Source organism: Streptomyces sp. NPDC001843 (genome assembly GCF_042891955.1).
Lineage (GTDB): Bacteria > Actinomycetota > Actinomycetes > Streptomycetales > Streptomycetaceae > Streptomyces.
This window is the reverse complement of the sequence record NZ_JBIATQ010000001.1, coordinates 79,056-101,887: the sequence shown is the minus strand read 5'-3', so window position 1 is coordinate 101,887 and position 22,832 is coordinate 79,056. Positions and strand designations below refer to the sequence as shown.

The 22,832-nt window shown below is 70.9% G+C and carries 18 protein-coding genes; 12 read left to right on the top strand and 6 right to left on the bottom strand.

Annotated features, from left to right (window positions below):
• Window positions 1-54: 54 nt before the first annotated feature.
• The 3 genes from ACFYZQ_RS00445 to ACFYZQ_RS00435 all read right to left on the bottom strand — a co-directional run bounded on the left by ACFYZQ_RS00445 (window position 55) and on the right by ACFYZQ_RS00435 (window position 3,046).
• Window positions 55-966 (bottom strand): carbohydrate kinase, encoded by a 912-nt coding sequence (locus ACFYZQ_RS00445; RefSeq protein WP_389140009.1) that lies wholly within the window; start codon window positions 964-966, stop codon window positions 55-57.
• The gene (locus ACFYZQ_RS00440) at window positions 963-1,994 is read right to left on the bottom strand and encodes a LacI family DNA-binding transcriptional regulator (RefSeq protein WP_389140007.1); all 1,032 of its coding nucleotides are present in this window, start codon (window positions 1,992-1,994) and stop codon (window positions 963-965) included. Before ACFYZQ_RS00440 ends, ACFYZQ_RS00445 begins: the two co-directional genes overlap by 4 nt.
• A 101-nt stretch (window positions 1,995-2,095) precedes the next feature.
• Entirely contained in the window at window positions 2,096-3,046 is a 951-nt protein-coding gene (locus ACFYZQ_RS00435; protein ID WP_389140005.1) for a hypothetical protein, read from the bottom strand.
• A gap of 332 nt (window positions 3,047-3,378) precedes the next feature.
• Between ACFYZQ_RS00435 and uvrC the strand changes: the two genes are divergently transcribed.
• The 12 genes from uvrC to pgi all read left to right on the top strand — a co-directional run bounded on the left by uvrC (window position 3,379) and on the right by pgi (window position 19,044).
• A complete protein-coding gene (uvrC, locus tag ACFYZQ_RS00430; RefSeq protein WP_389140002.1) occupies window positions 3,379-5,448 on the top strand; it encodes an excinuclease ABC subunit UvrC in 2,070 nt (689 codons plus the stop codon).
• Complete coding sequence (rapZ, locus tag ACFYZQ_RS00425; RefSeq protein ID WP_389139999.1) at window positions 5,445-6,446, top strand: RNase adapter RapZ; 1,002 nt, start codon at window positions 5,445-5,447, stop codon at window positions 6,444-6,446. The genes uvrC and rapZ overlap by 4 nt, the downstream gene beginning before the upstream one ends.
• Window positions 6,443-7,510: a uridine diphosphate-N-acetylglucosamine-binding protein YvcK gene (yvcK, locus tag ACFYZQ_RS00420; RefSeq protein WP_389139997.1), complete on the top strand. Its 1,068-nt coding sequence runs from the start codon at window positions 6,443-6,445 to the stop codon at window positions 7,508-7,510. Before rapZ ends, yvcK begins: the two co-directional genes overlap by 4 nt.
• Window positions 7,501-8,490 carry a DNA-binding protein WhiA gene (whiA, locus tag ACFYZQ_RS00415; RefSeq protein WP_132886120.1) on the top strand — a complete coding sequence of 330 codons (990 nt, stop codon included), beginning with the start codon at window positions 7,501-7,503 and terminating at the stop codon, window positions 8,488-8,490. The genes yvcK and whiA overlap by 10 nt, the downstream gene beginning before the upstream one ends.
• A 148-nt stretch (window positions 8,491-8,638) precedes the next feature.
• A complete protein-coding gene (locus ACFYZQ_RS00410) occupies window positions 8,639-11,602 on the top strand; it encodes a M14 family zinc carboxypeptidase (RefSeq protein WP_389139994.1) in 2,964 nt (987 codons plus the stop codon).
• 252 nt (window positions 11,603-11,854) lie between these two features.
• On the top strand, window positions 11,855-12,862 hold the full coding sequence (gap, locus tag ACFYZQ_RS00405) for a type I glyceraldehyde-3-phosphate dehydrogenase (protein ID WP_389139992.1): 1,008 nt from the start codon (window positions 11,855-11,857) through the stop codon (window positions 12,860-12,862).
• 137 nt (window positions 12,863-12,999) lie between these two features.
• Window positions 13,000-14,211, top strand: coding sequence for a phosphoglycerate kinase (locus tag ACFYZQ_RS00400; RefSeq protein ID WP_389139989.1), 1,212 nt, complete (start codon window positions 13,000-13,002; stop codon window positions 14,209-14,211).
• 42 nt (window positions 14,212-14,253) lie between these two features.
• Window positions 14,254-15,009 carry a triose-phosphate isomerase gene (gene tpiA, locus ACFYZQ_RS00395; RefSeq protein ID WP_388789216.1) on the top strand — a complete coding sequence of 252 codons (756 nt, stop codon included), beginning with the start codon at window positions 14,254-14,256 and terminating at the stop codon, window positions 15,007-15,009.
• A gap of 104 nt (window positions 15,010-15,113) precedes the next feature.
• A complete protein-coding gene (gene secG / locus ACFYZQ_RS00390; protein WP_389139986.1) occupies window positions 15,114-15,350 on the top strand; it encodes a preprotein translocase subunit SecG in 237 nt (78 codons plus the stop codon).
• A 224-nt stretch (window positions 15,351-15,574) separates the two neighbouring features.
• On the top strand, window positions 15,575-15,910 hold the full coding sequence (locus ACFYZQ_RS00385; protein WP_003976875.1) for an RNA polymerase-binding protein RbpA: 336 nt from the start codon (window positions 15,575-15,577) through the stop codon (window positions 15,908-15,910).
• 138 nt (window positions 15,911-16,048) lie between these two features.
• Window positions 16,049-17,317 (top strand): MFS transporter, encoded by a 1,269-nt coding sequence (locus ACFYZQ_RS00380; RefSeq protein ID WP_389139984.1) that lies wholly within the window; start codon window positions 16,049-16,051, stop codon window positions 17,315-17,317.
• 74 nt (window positions 17,318-17,391) lie between these two features.
• Window positions 17,392-19,044: a glucose-6-phosphate isomerase gene (gene pgi, locus ACFYZQ_RS00375; protein ID WP_389139982.1), complete on the top strand. Its 1,653-nt coding sequence runs from the start codon at window positions 17,392-17,394 to the stop codon at window positions 19,042-19,044.
• Between the two features lie 146 nt (window positions 19,045-19,190).
• On the opposite strand, the gene ACFYZQ_RS00370 is transcribed toward pgi, so the two are convergent.
• Genes ACFYZQ_RS00370 through ACFYZQ_RS00360 form a run of 3 tightly spaced genes read right to left on the bottom strand, consistent with a single transcriptional unit; the run spans window position 19,191 to window position 22,741 of the window.
• Window positions 19,191-21,473, bottom strand: coding sequence for an FtsX-like permease family protein (locus tag ACFYZQ_RS00370; protein ID WP_389139980.1), 2,283 nt, complete (start codon window positions 21,471-21,473; stop codon window positions 19,191-19,193).
• 3 nt (window positions 21,474-21,476) lie between these two features.
• Window positions 21,477-22,229 carry an ABC transporter ATP-binding protein gene (locus ACFYZQ_RS00365; RefSeq protein ID WP_389139977.1) on the bottom strand — a complete coding sequence of 251 codons (753 nt, stop codon included), beginning with the start codon at window positions 22,227-22,229 and terminating at the stop codon, window positions 21,477-21,479.
• Complete coding sequence (locus ACFYZQ_RS00360; RefSeq protein WP_389139975.1) at window positions 22,226-22,741, bottom strand: PadR family transcriptional regulator; 516 nt, start codon at window positions 22,739-22,741, stop codon at window positions 22,226-22,228. The genes ACFYZQ_RS00365 and ACFYZQ_RS00360 overlap by 4 nt, the downstream gene beginning before the upstream one ends.
• Window positions 22,742-22,832 lie beyond the last annotated feature (91 nt).

Genomic DNA, 22,832 nt, shown 5'->3' with positions numbered 1-22,832 from the left:
ACAGCGCCCCGCGGCACTCCCCGCGGGGCGCTGTTCATGTGCCGTCCTGGGCCCTCAGAGGTCCCCCAGTTCCTCCGCGAACGGCGGCTCGGCCCCCGCCCGGGAGCAGGTGATCGCCGCCGCACGCGCCGCGAACCGCAGCAGCCGCGCCCAGCCGTCCGCGCCCAGGGCGCCGAGGGCCGAGGGGGAGAGGGCGTCCTGCCGGGACAGCCCGTGCAGCAGGGCCGCGTTCACCGTGTCACCGGCGCCGATGGTGTCCACGACGTCGACCTTCACACCGGGCACGGAATGCTCGGCGCCGTCCCGGGTGAAGACGGTGAGGCCGTCGCCACCGCGGGTGATCACGACGGCGGAAGGGCCCGCGGCGAGCCATTCGTCCGGGGTGCCGCCCAGCCACCGGGCGTCCTCCTCGGAGAGCTTCAGCAGGGTCATCGACGGCAGCCAGCTCTTGAAACGCGCACGGTAGGCGTCCGCGTCGGGGATCAGACCCGCCCGGATGTTCGGGTCGAGGGCGGTGAAGAGCCCTTGTCCCGCCGCGGCCCGCATCAGCTCCTCGTAGGCGCTCGCCCCCGGCTCCAGGACGAGTGAGCAGGTCCCGAAGGACACCGCGCGGGTCCCGGCCGGAAGGCCGGAGGGAACCGTGAACAGACGGTCGGCGGTGCCCTGGACGTAGAAGGAGTAGGCGGCCGAACCCTCGGCGTCGAGGGTGGCGACCGCGAGAGTGGTGGGTTCCGCGCCGCGCTGGACGGCCGAGACGTCGACGCCCGCCCGTCGCAGCCCGTCCAGCAGGGCCTCGCCGAAGGCGTCGTAGGAGGTGCGGGAGCAGAAGGCGGTGGCGGAGCCGAGGCGGCCCAGCGCCAGGGCCGTGTTGTAGGGGCCGCCACCGAGCGCCGGCTGCAGCCCCGCCAGGGCACCCTGTCCCTGCGGTACGAGGTCGATCAGTGCCTCACCGGCGACGACGATCACGAGTCGGTTCCTTTCTCGGGGCACCCGCACGACGTGCGATGTACGAAGGAGCAGGGCAGCCGGACGGTCCGGGCGGGCCCGTCCGGCGTGGCCAGGCGGTCGAGGAGGACCCGGACCGCCCGGGCGCCGATGTCCCTGCTGGGCTGGGCGATCACGGTGAGCCGCGGGGAGAACAGATCGGCCCAGGCGAAGTCGTCGAAGCAGCACAGGGCGATGTCGCCGGGTACGGACAGGCCCAGGTCGCGCAGGGCGCGCAGGGCGCCGATGGTCATCGCGTTGTTGGCGGTGACCAACGCCGTCGGGGCGGGTCTGAGCGCCAGCAGCGCCGCCGTGGCCCGCTCGGCGCCGGCCGACTCGGAATTGCCGGAGACGACGAGGCGGGGGTCGTGGGCGAGCCCGGCCGAGGCGAGGCCGTGCCGGTAGCCGGTGATCCGCTCGTCGGTGGTGCTGAGCCCGGGCAGCCCGGCCACCAGCGCGATCCGCCGGTGGCCGAGCCCGGCCAGGTGGGTCACGAGCCGGGTCATCGGCTCGGTGTTCTCCGCGCAGACCTGGTCGAAGCACGGCGCGGCGGTCGTGCGGTCGTCGACCACCCGGTCCAGGAACACCGTCGGCACGGCCTGCCGGCCGAGGTAGGCGACGAGCTCGCGGGGGTCCGCGGACGGCGCGACGATCATGCCGTCCACCCGGCGCTCGTGCAGCAGTTGGACGACCTTGCGCTCGTGCCCGGGGTCGTCGTGCGGATCGGCGATGAGGAGGCTGTAGCCCTCCTGCAGGGCCGCGGCCTCGACCCCCTGCAGGATCTCCGTGAAGTAGGGGTTGGTGATCGCCGACACCGCGAGCCCGATCGAGCGGGTGCGGGAGGTCACCAGGGAGCGGGCCAGGGTGTTGGGCGTGTAACCGAGCTCGTCGATGGCGTCCAGGACCGCCTGGCGGGTGTGGGGCAGCACCGGGCGCGTGCCGTTGAGGACGTGGGAGACGGTCGCCACCGACACGCCGGCGCTGCGCGCGACGTCGGCCATCGTGGGCATCGGATCGGGCTCCCTCCTGGGCCTCGGCGGTTCCTGCTGGCCGGAAGGTACCCCATCGGAGCGCCCGACGTAAACGCTTGCGCAAGCGTTTACGCGCAGCGTCAGTCCCAGTCCCAGCAGATGCCCACGATGCCCGGCCGGGTCCGCGGCTCGACGACGTGCACCGAGCGGTGCAGCCCGCTGAGCGGCAGCTCCTGCCGGCCGCTGCGCGGGGCCGCCGCGGAGGGCTGTCCGAACCGGTGGCAGCGCACCGGCAGTGCCCCCGCGTCGAAACGCACCTGGAGGGCGTACTGCCCGCCGGGGAAGCCGAAGCCACGCGCGTACTCGCGGCAGACCCCGGCCGTGCCGTCCTCGACGCCGTACCGGAAGAGGAAGGTGTCGCCGGACCGCAGCCGGGTGTCGAAGAGCAGCTCCGCGACGAGCACCCCGGTGTCCTGGTCCCAGCGGATCCGCCCGGTGCGGCAGTTCTCCAGGGCGCGGACGTTCATGCGTCGCGGCACGCAGCCCGGGTCACCGTGGTGGACGGCCACGAAGCGGTCCACGCCGTCCTGGTGTGCGCGCACGATGTGGTGGGACTCCCGGTCGGCCAGTTCGCGGCGCGCCCCGATCCGTATCCGCTCGTGGTGTCCGAGGGTGTCCAGGCCGCCGTCGAGCGACCAGCCCAGGTCCGCCTGGAGCCGGTCCAGGACGCCGGAGGCCTCGACCAGTGAGCGGTACGACCGGGCGGCGGCCGGACGTGAGGTGGCCTGACGTTCGCCGGACTCGGCGAGCAGCCGGATCAGCGACTCCTCCGGCAACTGAAGGATCTCCTCCAGCGCCCGCACGGCCCGCAGCGACTCCGGGCGCTGCGGGCGCCGGGCCCCTTGCTGCCAGTAACTCAGGCTCGTCACCCCGACCTTGACCCCGTACCGGGAGAGATGGTGCTGCACGCGTTGGAGCGGCAGTCCGCGGGCGGCGATCGCGGCCCGCAGGGCGACATGGAAGGGGCCGCCCCGAAGGGCCGTGTCCAGTTCCGCGGCGGCGACATCCGCGTGCTGTGCGGCGTGCGGCATGCACAGGGGCCTTTCTGTGAAGGTTCACTACGGCTGGTCAGACCGTGCGCGTGGGCCTGGGCCCTGTCGTTTGGATCACAGCCCCAAGGGGTTCCGCCCGGGGGCCACCCCGTCGGCGCCGGGCGTCGCACATCTGTACGCTTCAGCCACGTGCCGTCGTTCACGGCCCCCGAGTTCCTCCGCATTGAAGCGTGTTGACCTTGCTCCGACAACACCTGGCGTTCGGCCGCCGTAGGCACTTGGCCGAGCAGCGCCCCCGGGCGGGGCGGCGGGCGCGTGGCGTCGTCCACAGGCCCGCCGCGGTGTCGGTCCTCGCCAGTAGGGTGTGAGACATGGCCGACCCCTCCAGCTACCGCCCCAGGCCGGGAGACATCCCGGACTCTCCCGGGGTCTACAGGTTCCGGGACGAGCACCGCCGGGTGATCTACGTCGGAAAGGCGAAGAGCCTGCGCCAGCGTCTGGCGAACTACTTCCAGGACCTGGCGAACCTCCACCCCCGCACCCGGACGATGGTCACCACGGCCGCGTCCGTGGAGTGGACCGTGGTGTCCACGGAGGTCGAGGCGCTGCAGCTGGAGTACTCGTGGATCAAGGAGTACGACCCCCGGTTCAACGTCAAGTACCGCGACGACAAGAGCTACCCGTACCTCGCGGTGACGATGAACGAGGAGTTCCCCCGGGTCCAGGTGATGCGGGGTCACAAGAAGAAAGGCGTCAGGTACTTCGGTCCGTACGCGCACGCGTGGGCCATCCGCGACACCGTCGACCTGCTGCTCCGCGTCTTCCCGGTACGCACCTGCTCGGCCGGCGTCTTCAAGAACGCCGCCCGCACCGGCCGTCCCTGCCTGCTCGGCTACATCGGCAAGTGCTCGGCCCCCTGTGTCGGCCGGATCCCGGCCGAGGACCACTGGGAACTGGCGGACGAGTTCTGCGACTTCATGGCCGGGCGCACGGGCACCCACCTGCGCCGTCTGGAGAAGCAGATGACGGAGGCGGCCGACGAGATGGAGTACGAGCGGGCCGCCCGCCTGCGCGACGACATCGAGGCCCTGAAGAAGGCCATGGAGAAGAACGCGGTCGTGCTCGCCGACGCGACCGACGCCGACCTCATCGCGGTCGCCGAGGACGAGCTGGAGGCGGCCGTCCAGATCTTCCACGTGCGCGGCGGCCGGGTCCGAGGTCAGCGCGGCTGGGTGACCGACAAGGTGGAGGAGGTCACCACCGGCGCCCTCGTCGAGCACGCCCTGCAGCAGCTGTACGGCGAGGAGAGCGGTGACGCGGTCCCCAAGGAGGTGCTCGTTCCCGCCCTGCCCGAGCCGGTCGAACCGGTCCAGGAGTGGCTGACCGGCCGCCGCGGTGCGGGTGTCTCCCTGCGCATACCGCAGCGCGGCGACAAGAAGGCGCTCATGGAGACCGTGCAGCGCAACGCCCAGCAGGCACTCGTCCTGCACAAGACCAGGCGTGCCTCCGACCTCACCACCCGCTCGCGCGCCCTGGAGGAGATCGCCGACGCCCTCGACCTGGACAGCGCTCCCCTCAGGATCGAGTGCTACGACATCTCCCACCTGCAGGGCGACGACGTGGTCGCCTCCATGGTCGTCTTCGAGGACGGTCTGCAGCGCAAGGGCGAGTACCGGCGCTTCCAGATCAAGGGATTCGCCGGTCAGGACGACGTCCGGTCCATGCATGAGGTGATCACCCGGCGGTTCCGGCGCTATCTCGCCGAGAAGGAGAAGACCGGCGAGTGGGTGGACGACGGCTCCGAGGACGGCGAGCTCGGGAACGAGCCCGGGGACGGGCTCAAGGACGACGACGGCCGTCCCAAGAAGTTCGCCTACCCGCCGCAGCTCGTCGTCGTCGACGGCGGACAGCCGCAGGTCGCGGCCGCCCAGCGGGCCCTGGACGAGCTCGGCATCGACGACATCGCGGTCTGCGGCCTGGCCAAGCGCCTGGAGGAGGTGTGGGTGCCGGGCGAGAACGACCCGGTGGTCCTGCCCCGCACCAGCGAGGGCCTCTACCTGCTCCAGCGCGTCCGCGACGAGGCGCACCGGTTCGCGATCACCTACCAGCGGGCCAAGCGTGCCAAACGCTTCCGCGCCGGCCCCCTCGACGAGGTGCCCGGCCTCGGCGACACCCGTAAACAGGCGCTGATCAAGCACTTCGGCTCGGTGAAGAAGCTGCGGTCCGCCACGCTGGACCAGATCCAGGAGGTCCCCGGGATAGGCCGCAAGACGGCCGAGACGATCGCCGCGGCCCTCGCCCTGGCGGCCCCGGCCGCCCCCGCCGTCAACACGGCGACCGGAGAGATCATTGAAGACGGGGAACCCGGTACGACGGGGGATCCCTCGGGGGAGCCCGTGACGGCGGGCACCCCGGACGAACGACGGGGGCAGGAGACATGACGGAGCACGACGCACACCCCACAGCGGACCGAGATCCGGCACACGAGGAAAAGCGCGAGGATCAGCCGCAGCAGGCGATCCAGGACAACGGAGCAAAGGTGAGTACGGGCAGCGAGACAGCCGGGGCCCCCGACGGGGCCATCCCCGAGCTGGTGATCATCTCCGGCATGTCCGGAGCCGGCCGCTCGACGGCCGCCAAGTGTCTGGAGGACCTCGGCTGGTTCGTCGTCGACAACCTCCCGCCCGCGCTGATCCCCACCATGGTGGAGCTCGGCGCCCGCTCCCAGGGCAACGTGGCGCGGATCGCGGTCGTCGTCGACGTACGCGGCCGGCGCTTCTTCGACAACCTGCGGGAGTCGCTCGCCGACCTCGACGCCCGGGGCGTCACCCGGCGGATCGTCTTCCTGGAGTCCTCGGATGAGGCACTGGTGCGCCGCTTCGAGTCGGTGCGCCGACCGCATCCGCTCCAGGGCGACGGCCGGATCGTCGACGGCATCGCGGCCGAGCGGGAGCTGCTGCGCGAGCTGCGCGGCGACGCCGACCTGGTGATCGACACCTCCAGCCTCAACGTGCACGAACTGCGCGCCAAGATGGACGCCCAGTTCGCCGGCGAGGAGGAGCCCGAGCTGCGGGCCACCGTGATGTCCTTCGGCTTCAAGTACGGCCTCCCGGTCGACGCCGACCTGGTCGCGGACATGCGCTTCCTCCCCAACCCGCACTGGGTCCCGGAGCTGCGCCCGTACACCGGCGTCAACGAGGAGGTGTCCGCGTACGTCTTCAACCAGCCCGGCGCCAAGGAGTTCCTCGACCGGTACGCCGAACTGCTGCGGCTCATCGCGGCCGGTTACCGCCGCGAGGGCAAACGGTATGTGACCATCGCCATCGGCTGCACCGGCGGCAAGCACCGCTCGGTCGCGGTGTCGGAGAAGCTCGCCGCGCGGCTCGCGGCCGAGGGTGTGGAGACGGTGGTCGTACACCGGGACATGGGACGGGAATGAGGGAACGTACACCGCGGCTGCGCGCGCTGCGCCGGGTGGTGCCGGAGGCGCGCGCCGGCCGGCCCGTCGAGGTCCGCGGCGCCAGGCCGCGCCGCCGCGGCGCCCAGCCCAAGGTCGTCGCCCTCGGCGGCGGCATGGGCCTGTCCGCCTCGCTGGCCGCGCTGCGCCGGATCACCGGCGACCTCACCGCCGTCGTCACCGTGGCCGACGACGGCGGTTCCAGCGGGCGCCTGCGCGACGAACTGGGCGTGCTGCCGCCCGGTGACCTGCGCAAGGCGCTGGCCGCGCTGTGCGGTGACGACGACTGGGGCCAGACCTGGGCCCGGGTCATCCAGCACCGCTTCCAGTCCCAGGGCGACCTGCACGAGCACGCGGTCGGCAACCTGCTGATCGTGGCCCTGTGGGAGCAGCTCGGCGACCATGTCCAGGCCCTGGACCTGGTCGGCAAACTGCTCGGCGCGCACGGGCGCGTACTGCCCATGTCCGCCGTGCCGCTGGAGCTCCAGGCCCTGGTCAAGGGACACGACCCACAGCGCCCGGACGACGTCGACACGGTACGGGGGCAGGCCACCGTCGCCCTCACGCCGGGCGAGGTGCAGTCCGTGCACCTGGTGCCGAACGATCCGCCCGCCGTCCCGGAGGCCGTCGCCGCCGTCCTGGACGCGGACTGGGTGGTTCTCGGTCCCGGTTCCTGGTTCTCCTCCGTCATCCCCCACCTGCTCGTCCCCGAACTCCTGGACGCGCTCACGGAGACGAAGGCACGCCGGGTGCTGTCCCTGAACCTCGCCCCGCAGCCGGGAGAAACCGAGGGCTTCTCTCCGCAGCGTCATTTGGAGGTTTTGGGGCGACACGCCCCTAAACTCGCCCTGGACGTGGTGCTGGCCGACGAGGCCGCCGTGCCCGACCGTGACTCCCTCACCGAGGCCGCCAAGCGGCTGGGAGCCGCGGTCGAGCTGGCGCCCGTGGCCCGGACCGACGGGACCCCGAGGCACGACCCGGAGCTGTTGGCCGCCGCGTACGACCGTATTTTTCGGATGCATGGAAGGATCGGCCCATGGCGATGACGGCAGCGGTGAAGGACGAGATCTCCCGGCTCCCCGTCACCCGGACCTGCTGCAGGAAGGCGGAGGTCTCCGCCATCCTGCGGTTCGCCGGCGGCCTCCACCTGGTCAGCGGACGCATCGTGATCGAGGCGGAGCTGGACACCGCGATGGCGGCCCGGCGCCTCAAGCGGGACATCCTGGAGATCTTCGGACACAGTTCCGAGTTGATCGTGATGGCGCCGGGCGGGCTGCGCCGCGGCTCCCGGTACGTGGTGCGGGTGGTCGCCGGCGGTGACCAGCTCGCCCGGCAGACCGGTCTGGTGGACGGCCGGGGCCGCCCGATCCGGGGCCTGCCCCCGCAGGTGGTCTCGGGTGCGACCTGCGACGCCGAGGCGGCCTGGCGCGGCGCTTTCCTGGCGCACGGTTCGCTGACCGAGCCCGGACGCTCCTCCTCCCTGGAGGTCACCTGCCCGGGTCCCGAGGCCGCGCTGGCACTGGTCGGCGCCGCCCGCCGCCTGTCGATCGCCGCCAAGGCCCGCGAGGTACGGGGCGTGGACCGGGTGGTCGTCCGCGACGGCGATGCGATCGGCGCCCTGCTCACCCGGCTCGGCGCGCACGAGTCCGTGCTGGCCTGGGAGGAGCGCCGGATGCGCCGCGAGGTGCGCGCCACGGCGAACCGGCTCGCCAACTTCGACGACGCCAACCTGCGCCGCTCGGCCCGGGCCGCCGTCGCCGCCGGTGCCCGCGTCCAGCGCGCCCTGGAGATCCTCGGTGACGAGGTCCCCGAGCACCTCGCGGCCGCCGGGCGGCTGCGCATGGAGCACAAGCAGGCCTCCCTGGAGGAGCTGGGCGCCCTCGCCGACCCGCCGCTGACCAAGGACGCCGTGGCCGGCCGTATCCGCCGTCTGCTGGCGATGGCCGACAAGCGCGCCTCCGACCTGGGCATCCCGGGGACGGAGGCCAACCTCAGCGAGGAGCTGGCGGACAACCTGGCGGTATGACGACGGACTCTCAGTTCGCCGGTGCCTGAGCCCAGTTGGGTGAAGGCGCCGGCGTTTCGCTGTCCTTGGGGCGCCCTTGACTGGATCATGAGGTGTCATGAGCCTGGCAGATGTCCGCCGCCGTGGCGGACCACGGCTAGGGGGGTTCATGAGACACAGAGCGAGATCGATCCTCGCTGTCGGCGCGCTCCTGCTCGGCGGAGCGAGCTTCGCACCCGTCGCCCACGCACAGACCGCCACCTCGACCGGAGCCGACGCCAAGAGCGACGACGAGGTCAAGGTGTTCCGCGCCGAAGTCACCCGGAAACAGGTACCGCTGCTGCTCGCGGCCGGACAGGACGGCAACGAGCTCGGCGACCAGGTGACCGGAGCCGGCAAGCACACTGTCGAGCTCTACCTCACCGAGAAGCAGGCCGAGAAGCTCGGGAAACAGGGCGTCGACCTCACCGAGCACAAGCTTTCGGCTAAGGCCGCGACCCGCGTCGAGGACGCCGCCCAGGGCGTGTTCCGCCCGTACGGCGGAAGCGGCGGCCTGAAGGAGGAGATCCTCAGGGCCGCCCAGCAGAACCCCGGCCTCACCAAGGTCGAGTCCATCGGCAGGACCGTGGGCGGCCAGGACATCCTCGCGCTCAAACTGACCAGGAACGCGAAGAAGTCCAAGGACGGCTCCAAGCCCTCCGTGCTGTACATGTCCAACCAGCACGCGCGCGAATGGATCACGCCGGAGATGACCCGGCGCCTGATGCACTACTACCTGGACCGCTACAAGACGGACAGGCGCATCAAGAAGATCGTCGACTCGACCGAGCTGTGGTTCGTGCTCTCGGCCAACCCCGACGGCTACGACTACACCTTCAAGAACTCCGACACCCGGCTGTGGCGCAAGAACCTGAGGGACGTCAACGGCGACGGCGTCATCTCCACCGGCGACGGCGTGGACCTCAACCGCAACTTCGCCTACAAGTGGGGCTACGACGACGAGGGTTCGTCCCCCAACCCGACCAGCGAGACCTACCGCGGCGCGAGCCCGGCGTCCGAACCGGAGACCAAGGCCCTCGACCGCTTCGAGAAGCGCGTCGGCTTCACCTACGGCATCAACTACCACTCCGCCGCCGAACTCCTGCTGTACGGAGTCGGCTGGCAGGTCGCCACACCGACCCCGGACGACGTCCTCTACAAGGCGCTCGCCGGCACCCCGGAGCACTCCGCGATCCCCGGCTACCACCCGCAGGTCTCCTCGGAGCTGTACACCACCAACGGTGAGGCGGACGGCCACGCCTCCAACGTCAACGGCATGGCGATGTTCACCCCGGAGATGTCGACCTGCCAGACCGCCTCGGACATCGACCCGAACGACGCCTGGAAGGCCGCCGACTGCCAGTCGGTCTTCAACTTCCCCGACGACGAGAAGCTGATCCAGCAGGAGTTCGCCAAGAACATCCCGTTCGCGCTCTCCGTCGCCGAGACCGCCGCCCACCCCGACAAGCCGGCCTCCTCGGTCGGTCTGAGCGCGGCCGACTTCACCCCGGCGACGTTCTCCACCTCGTACGCGCGCGGCGCGGACCAGGAGGTCTCGGTCGTCGTCCGCAAGTCCGTACGGGACAAGGAGCTCAAGTACCGCGTCAACGGCGGCCGTACACGGGACCGTACGCTCAGGCACTGGAAGGGCGGCGAGACCTTCGGCGGTGCGGACAACCTCTACTTCGACGAGTACCGGGCCAAGGTCCGCGGCGGCGAGCCCGGTGACAAGGTCGAGGTGTGGTCCACCGGCAGGACGAGGAGCGGAAAGCGCACCTCCAGCCCGCACTTCACGTACACCGTGGCCAAGCGGTCCGCGGCGGACACCCTCGTGGTCGCCGAGGAGGGCGCGCCCGCCGCGCAGGCGCAGAAGTACGTGGACGCGCTGAAGGCGGCCGGCCGCAAGGCGATCGTCTGGGACGTCGCCAAGCAGGGAGCGCCGGACGCGCTCGGCGTGCTGAAGTACTTCAGGACCGTCGTCCACTACTCCGGCGCGAGCGGCCCGGGCAACGTCACCCAGCTCCAGCTGCGTGCCTACCTCAACGAGGGCGGCAAGCTGATCGAGGCCGGTGAGCTGGCCGGCGGCAACGTCGCCCTCGCCGACGGCACCCTGTCGGACGACTTCAGCCAGTACTACCTCGGCGCCTACTCGCGCACGTCGCTCGCCGGCGCCACCGGCTTCACCGGCTCGGGCGAGCTCGGTGGGGTCACGGCCGCCCTGGGCGGCGCGCCCGGCAACCCGCTCGACAAGGCCGGCAGCTACGCCGTCACCTCCGACGAGCTGCCCGCGGCCAAGTACCCGCAGTTCGCCAGCGCGGGCGCGGGCCAGTTCGCGGGCACCGTCAACCCGTACGGCCCGTACACGGGCTCGTACATGGCCGCGGCGGTGCACACCGACGACGCCTACAAGCGCCTCACCCGAACCGTCGACCTCACCGGTGTCAGCGCCGCCGACAAGCCGACGCTCCGCACCCGGCTGCTGTGGGACACCGAGCCGGGCTACGACCACGCGGTGGTCGAGGCGCACACCACCGGCGCGAACGACTGGACGACCCTCCCGGAGGCGGGCGGCGCCACCTCCACTGCCGTGCCGGCCGACTGCGAGGCCGGGTTCCTGGTCAACGAGCACCCCTGGCTCAAGCACTATCTGACCTTCGCGACCAGCGGCTGCACCGCGACCGGCAGCACCGGCTCGTGGCACAGCCTCACCGGCAGCTCGAACGGCTGGCGTTCGGTCGACTTCGACCTCAGCGCGTACGCCGGGAAGTCCGTCGAGCTCTCGATCGCCTACATCACCGACCCGGGCACCGGCGGACACGGCGTCCTCGCCGACGACGCCTCACTCGTCGTCGGCGGCACGGCCAAGGAGACCGAGGGCTTCGAGACCTCGCTGGGCGCCTGGAAGGTGACCGGACCGCCACCGGGCAGCCCGGCGGCACTGAAGGACTGGGCGCGTACCGGAGCCCTGTTCAAGACGTACGGAGCGGTCACCACCGACCGGACCGTGCTGCTCGGCTTCGGCCTGGAACAGGTCCCGGCCGCGGCCGACCGGAAGGCCCTGGTGAAGAAGGCCCTGGCGGCACTCGACAAGTGAGCCGACGCGCTCACGAACGAGTGATCCGGGCGCTCGACCGGCATTGACAATTCATGACTGAACCGGGTGATCCGGGCGCAAGTCCGGGGCGGTCCGTACCCCTACTGGCGGGTACGGACCGCCCTGCCGTGTATGAGGCATCTGGATGTCACCACCGGGCCCCCAGGGAGGTAGGGTCGGGGGTGGTCGGGGACATCCCAAACACAGCTCGCCGGCACCGCATGGCCGGCGTACCAACGAGGAGATCGGTTCGTGACGATCCGCGTAGGCATCAACGGCTTCGGCCGCATCGGGCGTAACTACTTCCGCGCCCTGCTCGAGCAGGGGGCGGACATCGAGGTTGTGGCTGTCAACGACCTGGGTGACACCGCGACCACCGCCCACCTGCTCAAGTACGACACGATCCTGGGCCGCCTGAAGCAGGAGGTCTCCCACACCGCCGACACGATCACGGTCGACGGCCACACGATCAAGGTGCTCTCCGAGCGCAACCCCGCCGACATTCCGTGGGGCGAGCTGGGCGTCGACATCGTCATCGAGTCGACCGGCATCTTCACCAAGAAGGACGACGCCGCGAAGCACATCGCCGGCGGTGCGAAGAAGGTCCTCATCTCGGCTCCGGCCAAGGACGAGGACATCACCATCGTGATGGGCGTCAACCAGGACAAGTACGACGCGGCGAGCCACCACGTCATCTCCAACGCCTCCTGCACCACCAACTGTGTGGCGCCGATGGCGAAGGTCCTCGACGAGAACTTCGGCATCGTCAAGGGCCTGATGACGACGGTGCACGCGTACACGAACGACCAGCGCATCCTGGACTTCCCGCACAAGGACCTGCGCCGCGCCCGTGCCGCCGCCGAGAACATCATCCCGACCACCACGGGTGCCGCCAAGGCCACCGCCCTCGTGCTCCCGCAGCTCAAGGGCAAGCTGGACGGCATCGCGATGCGCGTTCCGGTCCCGACCGGCTCGGTCACCGACCTCGTCGTCGAACTCGGCCGTGAGGTCACCAAGGAAGAGGTCAACGCCGCCTTCCAGAAGGCCGCCGAGGGCGAGCTCAAGGGCCTCCTCGACTACACCGAGGACCCGATCGTCTCCTCCGACATCGTCAACGCCCCGGCGTCCTGCACCTTCGACTCCTCCCTGACCATGGTCCAGGAGGGCAAGAACGTGAAGGTCATCGGCTGGTACGACAACGAGTGGGGCTACTCCAACCGCCTCGTCGACCTGACGGTCTTCGTCGGCAACCAGCTCTGATCGCCGAAGCAGGCATCTCGGTGTGAGGACAGGGCTCGGGCAGCGCGTGAACGCGCTGCCCGAGCCCTGACTCACGTACAGATCAGGCCCTCTTTACGATCACGAGCATCATGATCCCTCCTCAGGAGTCCCTCCCCATGAAGACGATCGACGAACTTCTCGCCGACGGCGTGGACGGCAAGCGGGTCTTCGTCCGTGCCGACCTCAACGTGCCGCTCGCCGACGGCACCATCACCGACGACGGCCGCATCCGCGCCGTCCTGCCCACCGTCAAGGCCCTGGCCGACGCGGGCGCCAAGGTGATCGTCGCCTCCCACCTGGGCCGCCCCAAGGGTGCCCCGGAGCCGGCCTTCTCCCTCGCCCCGGCCGCCTCGCGCCTCGGTGAACTCCTCGGTTCCGCCGTGGCGTTCGCGACCGACACGGTCGGCGAGTCCGCAAGGGACACCGTCGCGGGCCTGATCGACGGCCAGGTCGCGGTCATCGAGAACCTGCGCTTCAACCCCGGCGAGACCAGCAAGGACGACGCCGAGCGCGGCGCCTTCGCCGAGCAGCTCGCCGAACTCGCCGACGTGTACGTGGGCGACGGATTCGGCGCGGTGCACCGGAAGCACGCCTCCGTGTACGACCTCCCGGCCCGGCTGCCGCACTACGCCGGCCACCTGATCGCCACCGAGGTCGGCGTCCTGAAGAAGCTCACCGAGAACGTCGAGCGCCCCTACGTCGTCGCGCTCGGCGGCGCCAAGGTCTCCGACAAGCTCGCCGTCATCGACGAGCTGCTCGGCAAGGCCGACCGCCTGCTCATCGGCGGCGGCATGGCCTACACCTTCCTCAAGGCCAAGGGCTACGAGGTCGGCATCTCCCTGCTCCAGGAGGACCAGGTCCCGGCCGTCACCGAATACCTGGAGCGCGCCGAGAAGCTGGGCGTCGAGCTGGTGCTCCCCGTCGACGTCGTGGTCGCCCGGCAGTTCCCGGACCTGAAGGCCAAGGCGCCCACCCAGCACACCGTGGTCGACGCGGACAAGATCCCCGAGGACCAGGAGGGCCTGGACATCGGCCCGAAGACGCGCGAGCTGTACGCCGCGAAGCTCGCCGACGCCGCGACCGTCTTCTGGAACGGCCCGATGGGCGTCTTCGAGCACCCCGACTACGCCGAGGGCACCAAGGCGGTCGCCCAGGCCCTCGTCGACGGACACGGCTTCAGCGTCGTCGGCGGCGGCGACTCCGCCGCGGCCGTGCGTACGCTCGGCTTCGACGAGAACGCGTTCGGCCACATCTCGACCGGTGGCGGCGCCTCCCTCGAATACCTCGAGGGCAAGACGCTCCCCGGCCTCGCCGCACTGGAGGACTGACCAAGCATGGCTGCATCTACTACTTCCGGTCGCACGCCGATCATGGCGGGCAACTGGAAGATGAACCTCAACCACCTCGAGGCCATCGCCCACGTCCAGAAGCTCGCCTTCGCCCTCGCGGACAAGGACTACGAGGCCGTCGAGGTCGCCGTCCTGCCGCCCTTCACCGATCTGCGCTCCGTGCAGACCCTGGTCGACGGCGACAAGCTCAAGATCAAGTACGGTGCCCAGGACGTCTCGGCCCACGACTCCGGCGCCTACACGGGTGAGATCTCCGGCTCCATGCTGGCCAAGCTCAAGTGCACGTACGTGGTGATCGGCCACTCCGAGCGCCGCCAGTACCACAACGAGACCGACGAGCTCGTCAACGCCAAGGCCAAGGCCGCCTTCCGGCACGGCCTGACCCCCATCCTGTGCGTCGGTGAGGAGCTCGACGTCCGCGAGGCGGGCAACCACGTGACCCACACCCTCACCCAGGTCGAGGGCGGTCTGAAGGACCTCACGGCCGAGCAGGTCGAGACCGTGGTGATCGCGTACGAGCCCGTCTGGGCCATCGGCACCGGCAAGGTCTGCGGCGCCGAGGACGCCCAGGAGGTCTGCGCCGCCGTCCGGGGCAAGATCGCCGAGCTCTACTCGCAGGACGTGGCCGACAAGGTGCGCGTCCAGTACGGCGGCTCCGTGAAGTCCGGCAACGTCGCCGAGATCATGGCGCAGGCCGACATCGACGGCGCCCTGGTCGGTGGGGCCTCGCTGGACGCGGACGAGTTCGTCAAGATCGTGCGATTCCGCGATCAGTGAGCAGGCCGTGAGTAGGCGGTAGCGGCGATCCGTCGTACCCTTGCGGGGGTACAGCCAGGGTGCTGTGCCCCCGTCCATCCGATTCCGAGGAAGTTGGTCCAGCCGTGGTTTTGGGGTTCTCGATCGCCCTGATCGTCTTCAGCCTGCTGCTGATGCTGCTGGTGCTGATGCACAAGGGGAAGGGCGGCGGCCTCTCCGACATGTTCGGCGGCGGCATGCAGTCGTCCGTCGGCGGTTCCTCGGTCGCCGAGCGCAACCTCGACCGGATCACCATCGTGATCGGTCTGCTGTGGTTCGCGTGCATCGTCGTCCTCGGCCTCCTGATGAAGTCGAACAGCTGATCACATCTGCTCGGTATCAGGTCAAGTACACACATTCCGTACGTTGAGCCCCATGTTGGCTACGCGCTCCTGTGCGCGGCCTATCATGGGGCTTGCGTCTGCAGAGTGGGGGGTTTGTAACTCCAAGCACTGGACGCGCGTTGGGCCTTACGTAGACTGAGGCGCTCGCAGCGGAGCGAAACGCCGACTCGCTTCGCGGCACCATCACGCAGGGAGTTACGACCGTGGCAAGTGGCAACGCGATCCGAGGTAGCCGGGTCGGGGCGGGGCCGATGGGCGAGGCCGAGCGCGGCGAGTCCGCGCCGCGTCTGCGCATCTCCTTCTGGTGCTCCAACGGGCACGAGACCCAGCCCAGCTTCGCCAGTGACGCGCAGGTGCCCGAGACCTGGGACTGCCCGCGCTGTGGCTTCCCGGCAGGTCAGGACCGGGACAACCCGCCGGACCCGCCGCGCACCGAGCCCTACAAGACGCACCTCGCGTACGTCAGGGAGCGGCGCAGCGACGCGGACGGCGAGGCCATCCTCGCCGAGGCGCTCGCCAAACTGCGGGGCGAGATCTAGGAGTTGAACCGGCCGGGTGTCCGTGGGCGCCTGGCCGGAGCTGTTTCCCCCCTCGGCCGACGGCCGATTGTCAGTGCTGCCCTCTACGGTTCGTGCATGGGCCTGCAGTGAGGCTTGGGCCGACTGTGAGGGGGAGTCGTGACGACGGTCGAGGACGCGGGCAGGGCCGCGCCCGCGTGGCGCGGGGGATTCGGGCGGCTGTGGACGGCAGCCGTGGTGTCCCGGTTCGGGGACGCGTTACGGACGTCGGCGCTGCCCCTGCTCGCCGTACGCCTCACCGACGAACCGCTCGCCGTCGCCTCGGTGACCGCCTGCGGGTATGTTCCGTGGCTGCTGTTCGGGCTGCTCGGCGGGGCCGTCGCGGACCGGGTGGACCAGCGGCGCGCGATGTGGGCGGTGGACACGGTTCGCGGCCTGCTCGTCGCCGGTTTCGCCCTCGCCGTCGGCCTCGGACACGCCTCGATCCCGCTGCTGCTCACCCTCGCCTTCGCGCTGACCACCCTGCAGACTCTCTTCGACAACGCCTCCACGGCCCTGCTGCCCTCCCTGGTGGACCGCGACCGCCTAGGCGGAGCCAACGCCCGCCTCATGACCGGCCAGCAACTCGCCGGTGGTCTGCTGGCCGGACCCTTCGTGCCGGTGCTGCTGACCGTGGGGGCCTTCATGCCCTTCGCGGCCGACGCGGGCACGTACCTGGTGGCCGCCGCCCTCGTGGCGTCGCTGCGGATACGGCCGCCCGAGCGGGCGCCGCGCCAGGCGGGCAGCACCCTGCGCGCCGAGATCGGCGCGGGCCTGCGCGCCCTGTGGCGCGACCGGACGCTGCGCGCGGTCTGCGTGGCCACCCTGCTGTGCAACATCGGCATGGGCGCCCTGATCGCCACGCTGGTGCTGCACGTGACGCGCTGGCTGGGCGCCGGCAACGCGGGATACGCGGCCGCCATGACGGCGTACGCGGCAGGCAGCCTCCTCGGTGGCCTCGTCGCCCAGCGGATCGCACGGCGCACCGGGCGGGTCCGGGCCCTGCTGGTCGCCGGCGGCGTGCAGACGTCCTCCCTCGTGCTCGTCGGCACCGTCCGGAACCTCGGCGCGCTCCTCGTCGGCATGCTGCTGCTGGGCGCCATGAACATGGTCTGGAACGTCAACCAGGTCACGCTGATGCAGCGACGCAGCCCGGCGGCGATGGTGGGACGCATCGCGTCCGCCTTCCGTACCGCCTCGACCTCCGGTGCGCCGCTCGGCGCTCTGCTCGGCGGCGTCGTGGCCCGGGGGTACGGGCTGAACTGGCCCGCGTTGTCCGCGGCCGTGCTCTTCGCCCTGGCGGTCACCTCGTTGATACCGGCGGGCAAGCCGGACGTACCTGTAGTTGCCTCGGACGACGGCGCGACGACCGCTCACGTCAGGCGCTGATCAACTAGGTTGGAACCGGCAGCGGGGCAAGGTACGCAGCAGGGAACAGGCAGGAAAGAAGGCTGAAGTCCGAAATGAACGCAGACGGCCGTACCAGACTCAACCAGACGCCCGAGTGGACCGCTCTCGCCAAGCACAGCGAGGAGCTCACCGACACCCATCTGCGGGACCTGTTCGCCGCGGACCCCGGGCGCGGCGCCGGGTACACCCTCCAGGTCGGTGACCTGTACGTCGACTACTCCAAGCAGCTCGTCACCGACGAGACGCTGCGGCTGCTGCGCGAGCTGGCCGCCGCCACCGGCGTCTTCGGCCTGCGGGACGCCATGTTCCGCGGCGAGAAGATCAACACGACGGAGAACCGGTCGGTGCTGCACCTGGCGCTGCGGGCCCCGCGGGACGCGGTGATCGAGGTCGACGGGGAGAACGTCGTCCCGGCGGTGCACGCCGTGCTCGACAAGATGAGTGACTTCGCCGAGCGCGTCCGCTCGGGGGAGTGGACGGGGCATACCGGCAAGCGCATCAGGAACGTGGTCAACGTCGGCATCGGCGGCTCCGACCTCGGTCCCGCGATGGCCTACGAGGCGCTGCGCGGCTTCACCGACCGCGACCTCACGGTCCGCTTCGTCTCCAACGTGGACGGTGCCGACCTGCACGAGGCGACGCGTGACCTGGACGCGGCGCAGACGCTGTTCGTCATCGCGTCCAAGACGTTCACCACCATCGAGACGGTCACCAACGCCACCTCGGCCCGTGACTGGCTGCTGAGCGAGCTGAACGCCGGGCCGGAGGCCGTCGCCAAGCACTTCGTGGCCCTGTCGACGAATGCCGAGAAGGTCGGTGAGTTCGGTATCGACACCGCCAACATGTTCGAGTTCTGGGACTGGGTAGGTGGCCGGTACTCGTACGACTCGGCGATCGGGCTGTCGCTGATGATCGCCATCGGCCCGGACCGCTTCCGGGAGATGCTGGACGGTTTCCGGATCGTTGACGAGCACTTCCGCACCGCGCCCCCGGAGTCCAACGTGCCGCTGCTACTGGGGCTGTTGGGCATCTGGTACGACAACTTCCACGACGCCCAGTCGCATGCGGTGCTGCCGTACAGCCACTACCTGTCGAAGTTCACCGCCTACCTGCAGCAGCTGGACATGGAGTCCAACGGCAAGTCGGTGGACCGTCAGGGGCGCCCGGTCGAGTGGCAGACGGGTCCGGTGGTGTGGGGCACGCCCGGCACCAACGGGCAGCACGCGTACTACCAGCTCATCCACCAGGGTACGAAGCTGATTCCGGCGGACTTCATCGGCTTCGCCGAGCCGGTCGCGGAGCTGAGTGACGGGCTGAAGGCACAGCACGACCTGTTGATGGCGAACTTCTTCGCCCAGACGCAGGCGCTCGCCTTCGGGAAGACGGCGGAGGAGGTGCGGGCCGAGGGGGTGCCGGAGGAGCTGGTGCCGCACAAGACCTTCAAGGGCAACCGGCCGACGACGACGATCCTCGCGCGTGAGCTGACGCCGTCCGTGCTCGGGCAGCTCGTCGCGCTGTACGAGCACAAGGTGTTCGTGCAGGGCGCGGTGTGGGACATCGACTCCTTCGACCAGTGGGGTGTGGAGCTCGGCAAGGTGCTCGCCAAGCGGGTGGAGCCTGCGTTGACGGAGGGGGCGGAGGTGCCGGGGCTGGACGCGTCGACGTCCGCGCTGGTTTCCAAGTACCGCGAGCTGCGGGGGCGTTGACGGGGGGAGGGCTTGCCCACCCGCCCGCCCTTGTCGACGGGCCGGGAACGGCCCCCGCCCCCTGGGGCTCCGCCCCAGACCCCGGCGGGGGCTTCGGCCCCTGTGCGCCAGGCTCCGGTCGCGGTGTCGATCCCCGAGGGCCCGCCTCAAGCCACCGCGCTCAACGTGTCCGCCAGCCTTCGTCTCGCCGCTCGGCCTGCGGGGAGGGTGGCCAGGGCGGCGGCGCCCAGTACCGCTGCTGATGCGAAGAGCAGGAGGAGGAAGGGGGACGGGATCTGGGCGATGCCGGCGCCGATGCCGCTGGAGCGGCCCTGGGCGTCGATCAGCCAGTGGGCCAGGGGGAGGCCGAGGGCGGTACCGGTGAGGGCCGCGGCCAGGGCCGTGCAACTGGTCGCCGTGACGGTGATCGCGGTGATCTGGCGCGGGGACATGCCGATGGCCTTGAGCGCCAGCAGGTCCCGCTCGCTCTCGCGGACCGTGCCACCGATCGCGGTCAGCAGCTCGATGAGGCCGATCAGCGCCAGGACGGCGATCAGGCCGATCACGACTCCGCGCAGTGGGGACAGGCCGTCGGCCGGGTTCGTCACGGCGTGCACGTCGAGGTGGCCGTGTCCGGCCGCCGCCAGGGCGGTCGCGACGTGGTCGGGGTCGGCACCGGGGCGCAGACGCAACTGGTACAGGGTCGGGGCCAGCCCGGGGTCGTTCTCGCGGAGGGTGTCCAGCGAGGTGGAGATGACCCGGCCGGCGTTCTCCGGTTCGATGCTGCGGCCCACGATGTGCAGGATCTGCGGCTGGTCGCCGACCGTCATCCGTACCCAGTCGCCGACGCTCACGCCGAGGAGGTCCAGCAGGCCCTGGCCCGCCACCGCCTCGTCGGGGCCGCTCGCCGGACGGCCCGCGGCGAGCGTGTACGGGTAGGGGTCGTGGTGGGTGCCGAGGCCGCGGAGGGCGATGGTGGCTGTCTGGCCCGGGACCAGGGCGGCCACCTCGACGCCCGGGTAGACGGCTGCGACCCGCGGGTCGCGGTGCAGCAGCGTGCGGGTCTCACCGTCGGTCACGCCACTGTCCGCCCGTACGGTGAGTGCCGCGGGCAGCCCCATCCGGTCGGGGCTGTTGTGGAAGCGGTCGATGGTGGTCCAGGCGCTCATCGCCACCACGATCAGCAGCAGCGGCAGGGCCAGCCGCCCGATCGTGGCGAGCGCGCGCGGGCGGCGGGTGAAGGCCTGGTGCCAGCCCAGTACGAGCGCGGGCGGCATGCGCAGGCCCAGAGCCCTGCGGGCCACGCCGGTCAGCCGTCCGCCGGCCGGAGCGGCGGGGCGCGGCACCGGCACGGGGGGCACCCGCCCCGCCCGCCAGGCCGCGAGCCCGGTGACCGCGCCGATGAACAGCACCGCGCCCACCGGCACCGTGAACAGGGCGACGGTGTGCCCCGGCAGCCCCTGCCACACGCCGACCGCGTCGCCGAGCCGGCCGGGGACGGAGGTGCCCAGGCCCTGGGTCAGCGCGGCGGCGGCCACGGCGCCGAGAAGGGCGTAAACGACATGCTGGAGCAGGAAGATCCGGACGACCTGGGCGGGCGTGAAACCGATCGCCTTCAGGACCGAGATGTCCCGGAGATGGCCGCGGATACGGGTGCCGATCGCGCCGTGCACCGCGAACCCGGCGGCGAGCAGCGCGCCCAGGCCGAACAGGCCGAGGACCTGGCCCAGCAGCCGGTTGTCGCCCTGCGCCTCGGCCCGCGCCTGCTGCCAGGTGGAGACCTCGCCGACCGCCCCCGCGCCGAGCACGGTGACGGCCCGCTGGACGGCGTAGTCCGTGTCGCCGGGATCGGTGAGGCGCAGTCCGATCACCCGGCCGCCGGGATCGCGTACGGCGGCCGGCGGGGCCCAGACCAGGCCGGGCTGCTCGCCCGCGCGGTAACGCGGTTCGGCGCTGTCGGCGACGCCGACGACGGTCAGCTTCCGGGCGGTGCCCGGCAGGGTGAGCGTGTCCCCGGGCTCGGCCAGCAGCGCCCGGGCGAGTCGGCTCTCCAGGACGACACCGTCGGGTTCCCGGGCGTCGAGCCAGTGACCCGAGGTGAGCAGCGGACTGCCCATGGCGGGCTTCTCGGGGGTGGCGCGCAGTTCGACCGAGGCGCGGGTGCCACGCGAGGACACCGTGACGGACTCGGTCGGATAGGGGCCCGCGACGGACTCGACGCCGTCGAGCGAGGCGAGGCGGCCGGTGTCGGCGGACTTCACGGTGTGGATCCACACGTGCGCGCCACGGGACTGGGTGAAGACCCGCTGCCAGGGGTTGGTCGCATAGCCGAACAGCGCCGTGGCCAGCAGCAGCGAGACGACGATGCCGGCGGTGGCCAGCACGATGAACAGCGCTTCACCGCGATGCGTGCGCAAGTCGGAGTGGGCCCAGCGCAGGGTGGCTCGCACGGGTCAGTCCTTCAGTTCCAGCACGCCCGATATCCCGGTGCGCCTGCGCGACGGCGTGCCGTCCAGTTCCGCGTCGTCGACGATCCGCCCGTCGAAGAAACTGATCACGCGGTCCGCGGCGCTCGCCAGCCGGGCGTCGTGGGTGACCAGCAGGATGCTCTGCCCCCGGCCGTGGAACCGGGACAGCAGCCGCATCACCTCGCGCGTGCCCTTGCTGTCCAGACTGCCGGCGGGCTCGTCGGCCAGCAGCAGGGGAGGATGGTTGACCAGGGCGCGGGCGAGTGCGACCCGCTGCTGCTCGCCACCGGACAGCTCGCCCGGCATGCTGCGCTCCTTGCCCTGAAGGCCCAGCTCGGCGAGCAGTTCCTCCCGTTCGGCCCGTGCCTGCTTCGGCGAGCGGCCGACCAGGAGCGCGGGCAGCTCGACGTTGTCGGCGACCGACAGGTTGGAGACCAGGTTGAAGAACTGGAAGACGATCCCGATGCCTTTCCTGCGTTCCTCGGCCCAGCGGGCCTCGCTGTAGCCGTCCGTGCACCGGCCGTCCAGCCAGATGCTGCCCTGGTCGGGCCGCTGCAGTCCGCCGAGCAGGTGCAGCAGCGTGGACTTGCCCGCCCCGGACGGGCCGGTGACCGCCACGAACTCGCCGTGCCGCACGGACAGGTCGACCCCGCGCACGGCCCGGGCGGGCGCGCCTTCACCGTGGTGGGTCTTGACCAGGCCCTCGGCACGCAGCGCAGGAGTGGGGCTCTCGCTCACTCCAGCTCCTCCAGTTCCTCCTGGCACCGCTCCAGCCAGTCGAGGTCGGCCTGCAGGTGCAGCATCGCGCCCTCGATCAGCAGATGGGCGATTCGGTTGTCCCGGTCCTCGGCGGCGGCCAGCTTCGACAGATCACGCATGGTGTTGAGGTACTGGCGCCGCTGTTTGTTGATGAGGGCGATCTGGTCGGCGAGACCGGTCTGCGGGGCGAGGGCGAGTTTCATGAAGAACTCGTCCCGGACCCGCGGCTCGTCCTCGGGCTCCTCGAACCAGACGCGCAGCGCCTCACGTCCGGCTTCGGTGAGGCGGTAGACCTTCTTGTTGGGCCGGCTGGACTGCTCGACGTCCTCGCCCTCGATCAGTCCCGATTTCTCGAGGCGGCCGAGGGTCACATAGATCTGGCCGACGTTCGGCTGAGGGTACGCGGAGCCCAGCAGTTGCTCAAGGCCCTGCTTGAGCTCGTAGCCGTGGGCAGGGCGGCGTGCGAGCAGTGCCAGGAGGGGCAGGCGCACTCGTGCTGTCCTCCTAGTCTGCGTAATGTGCTCCAGGCCCTAGTATCGCCCATACCTAACAGGTATACATGGCCTCTGACTCACGGGCGAG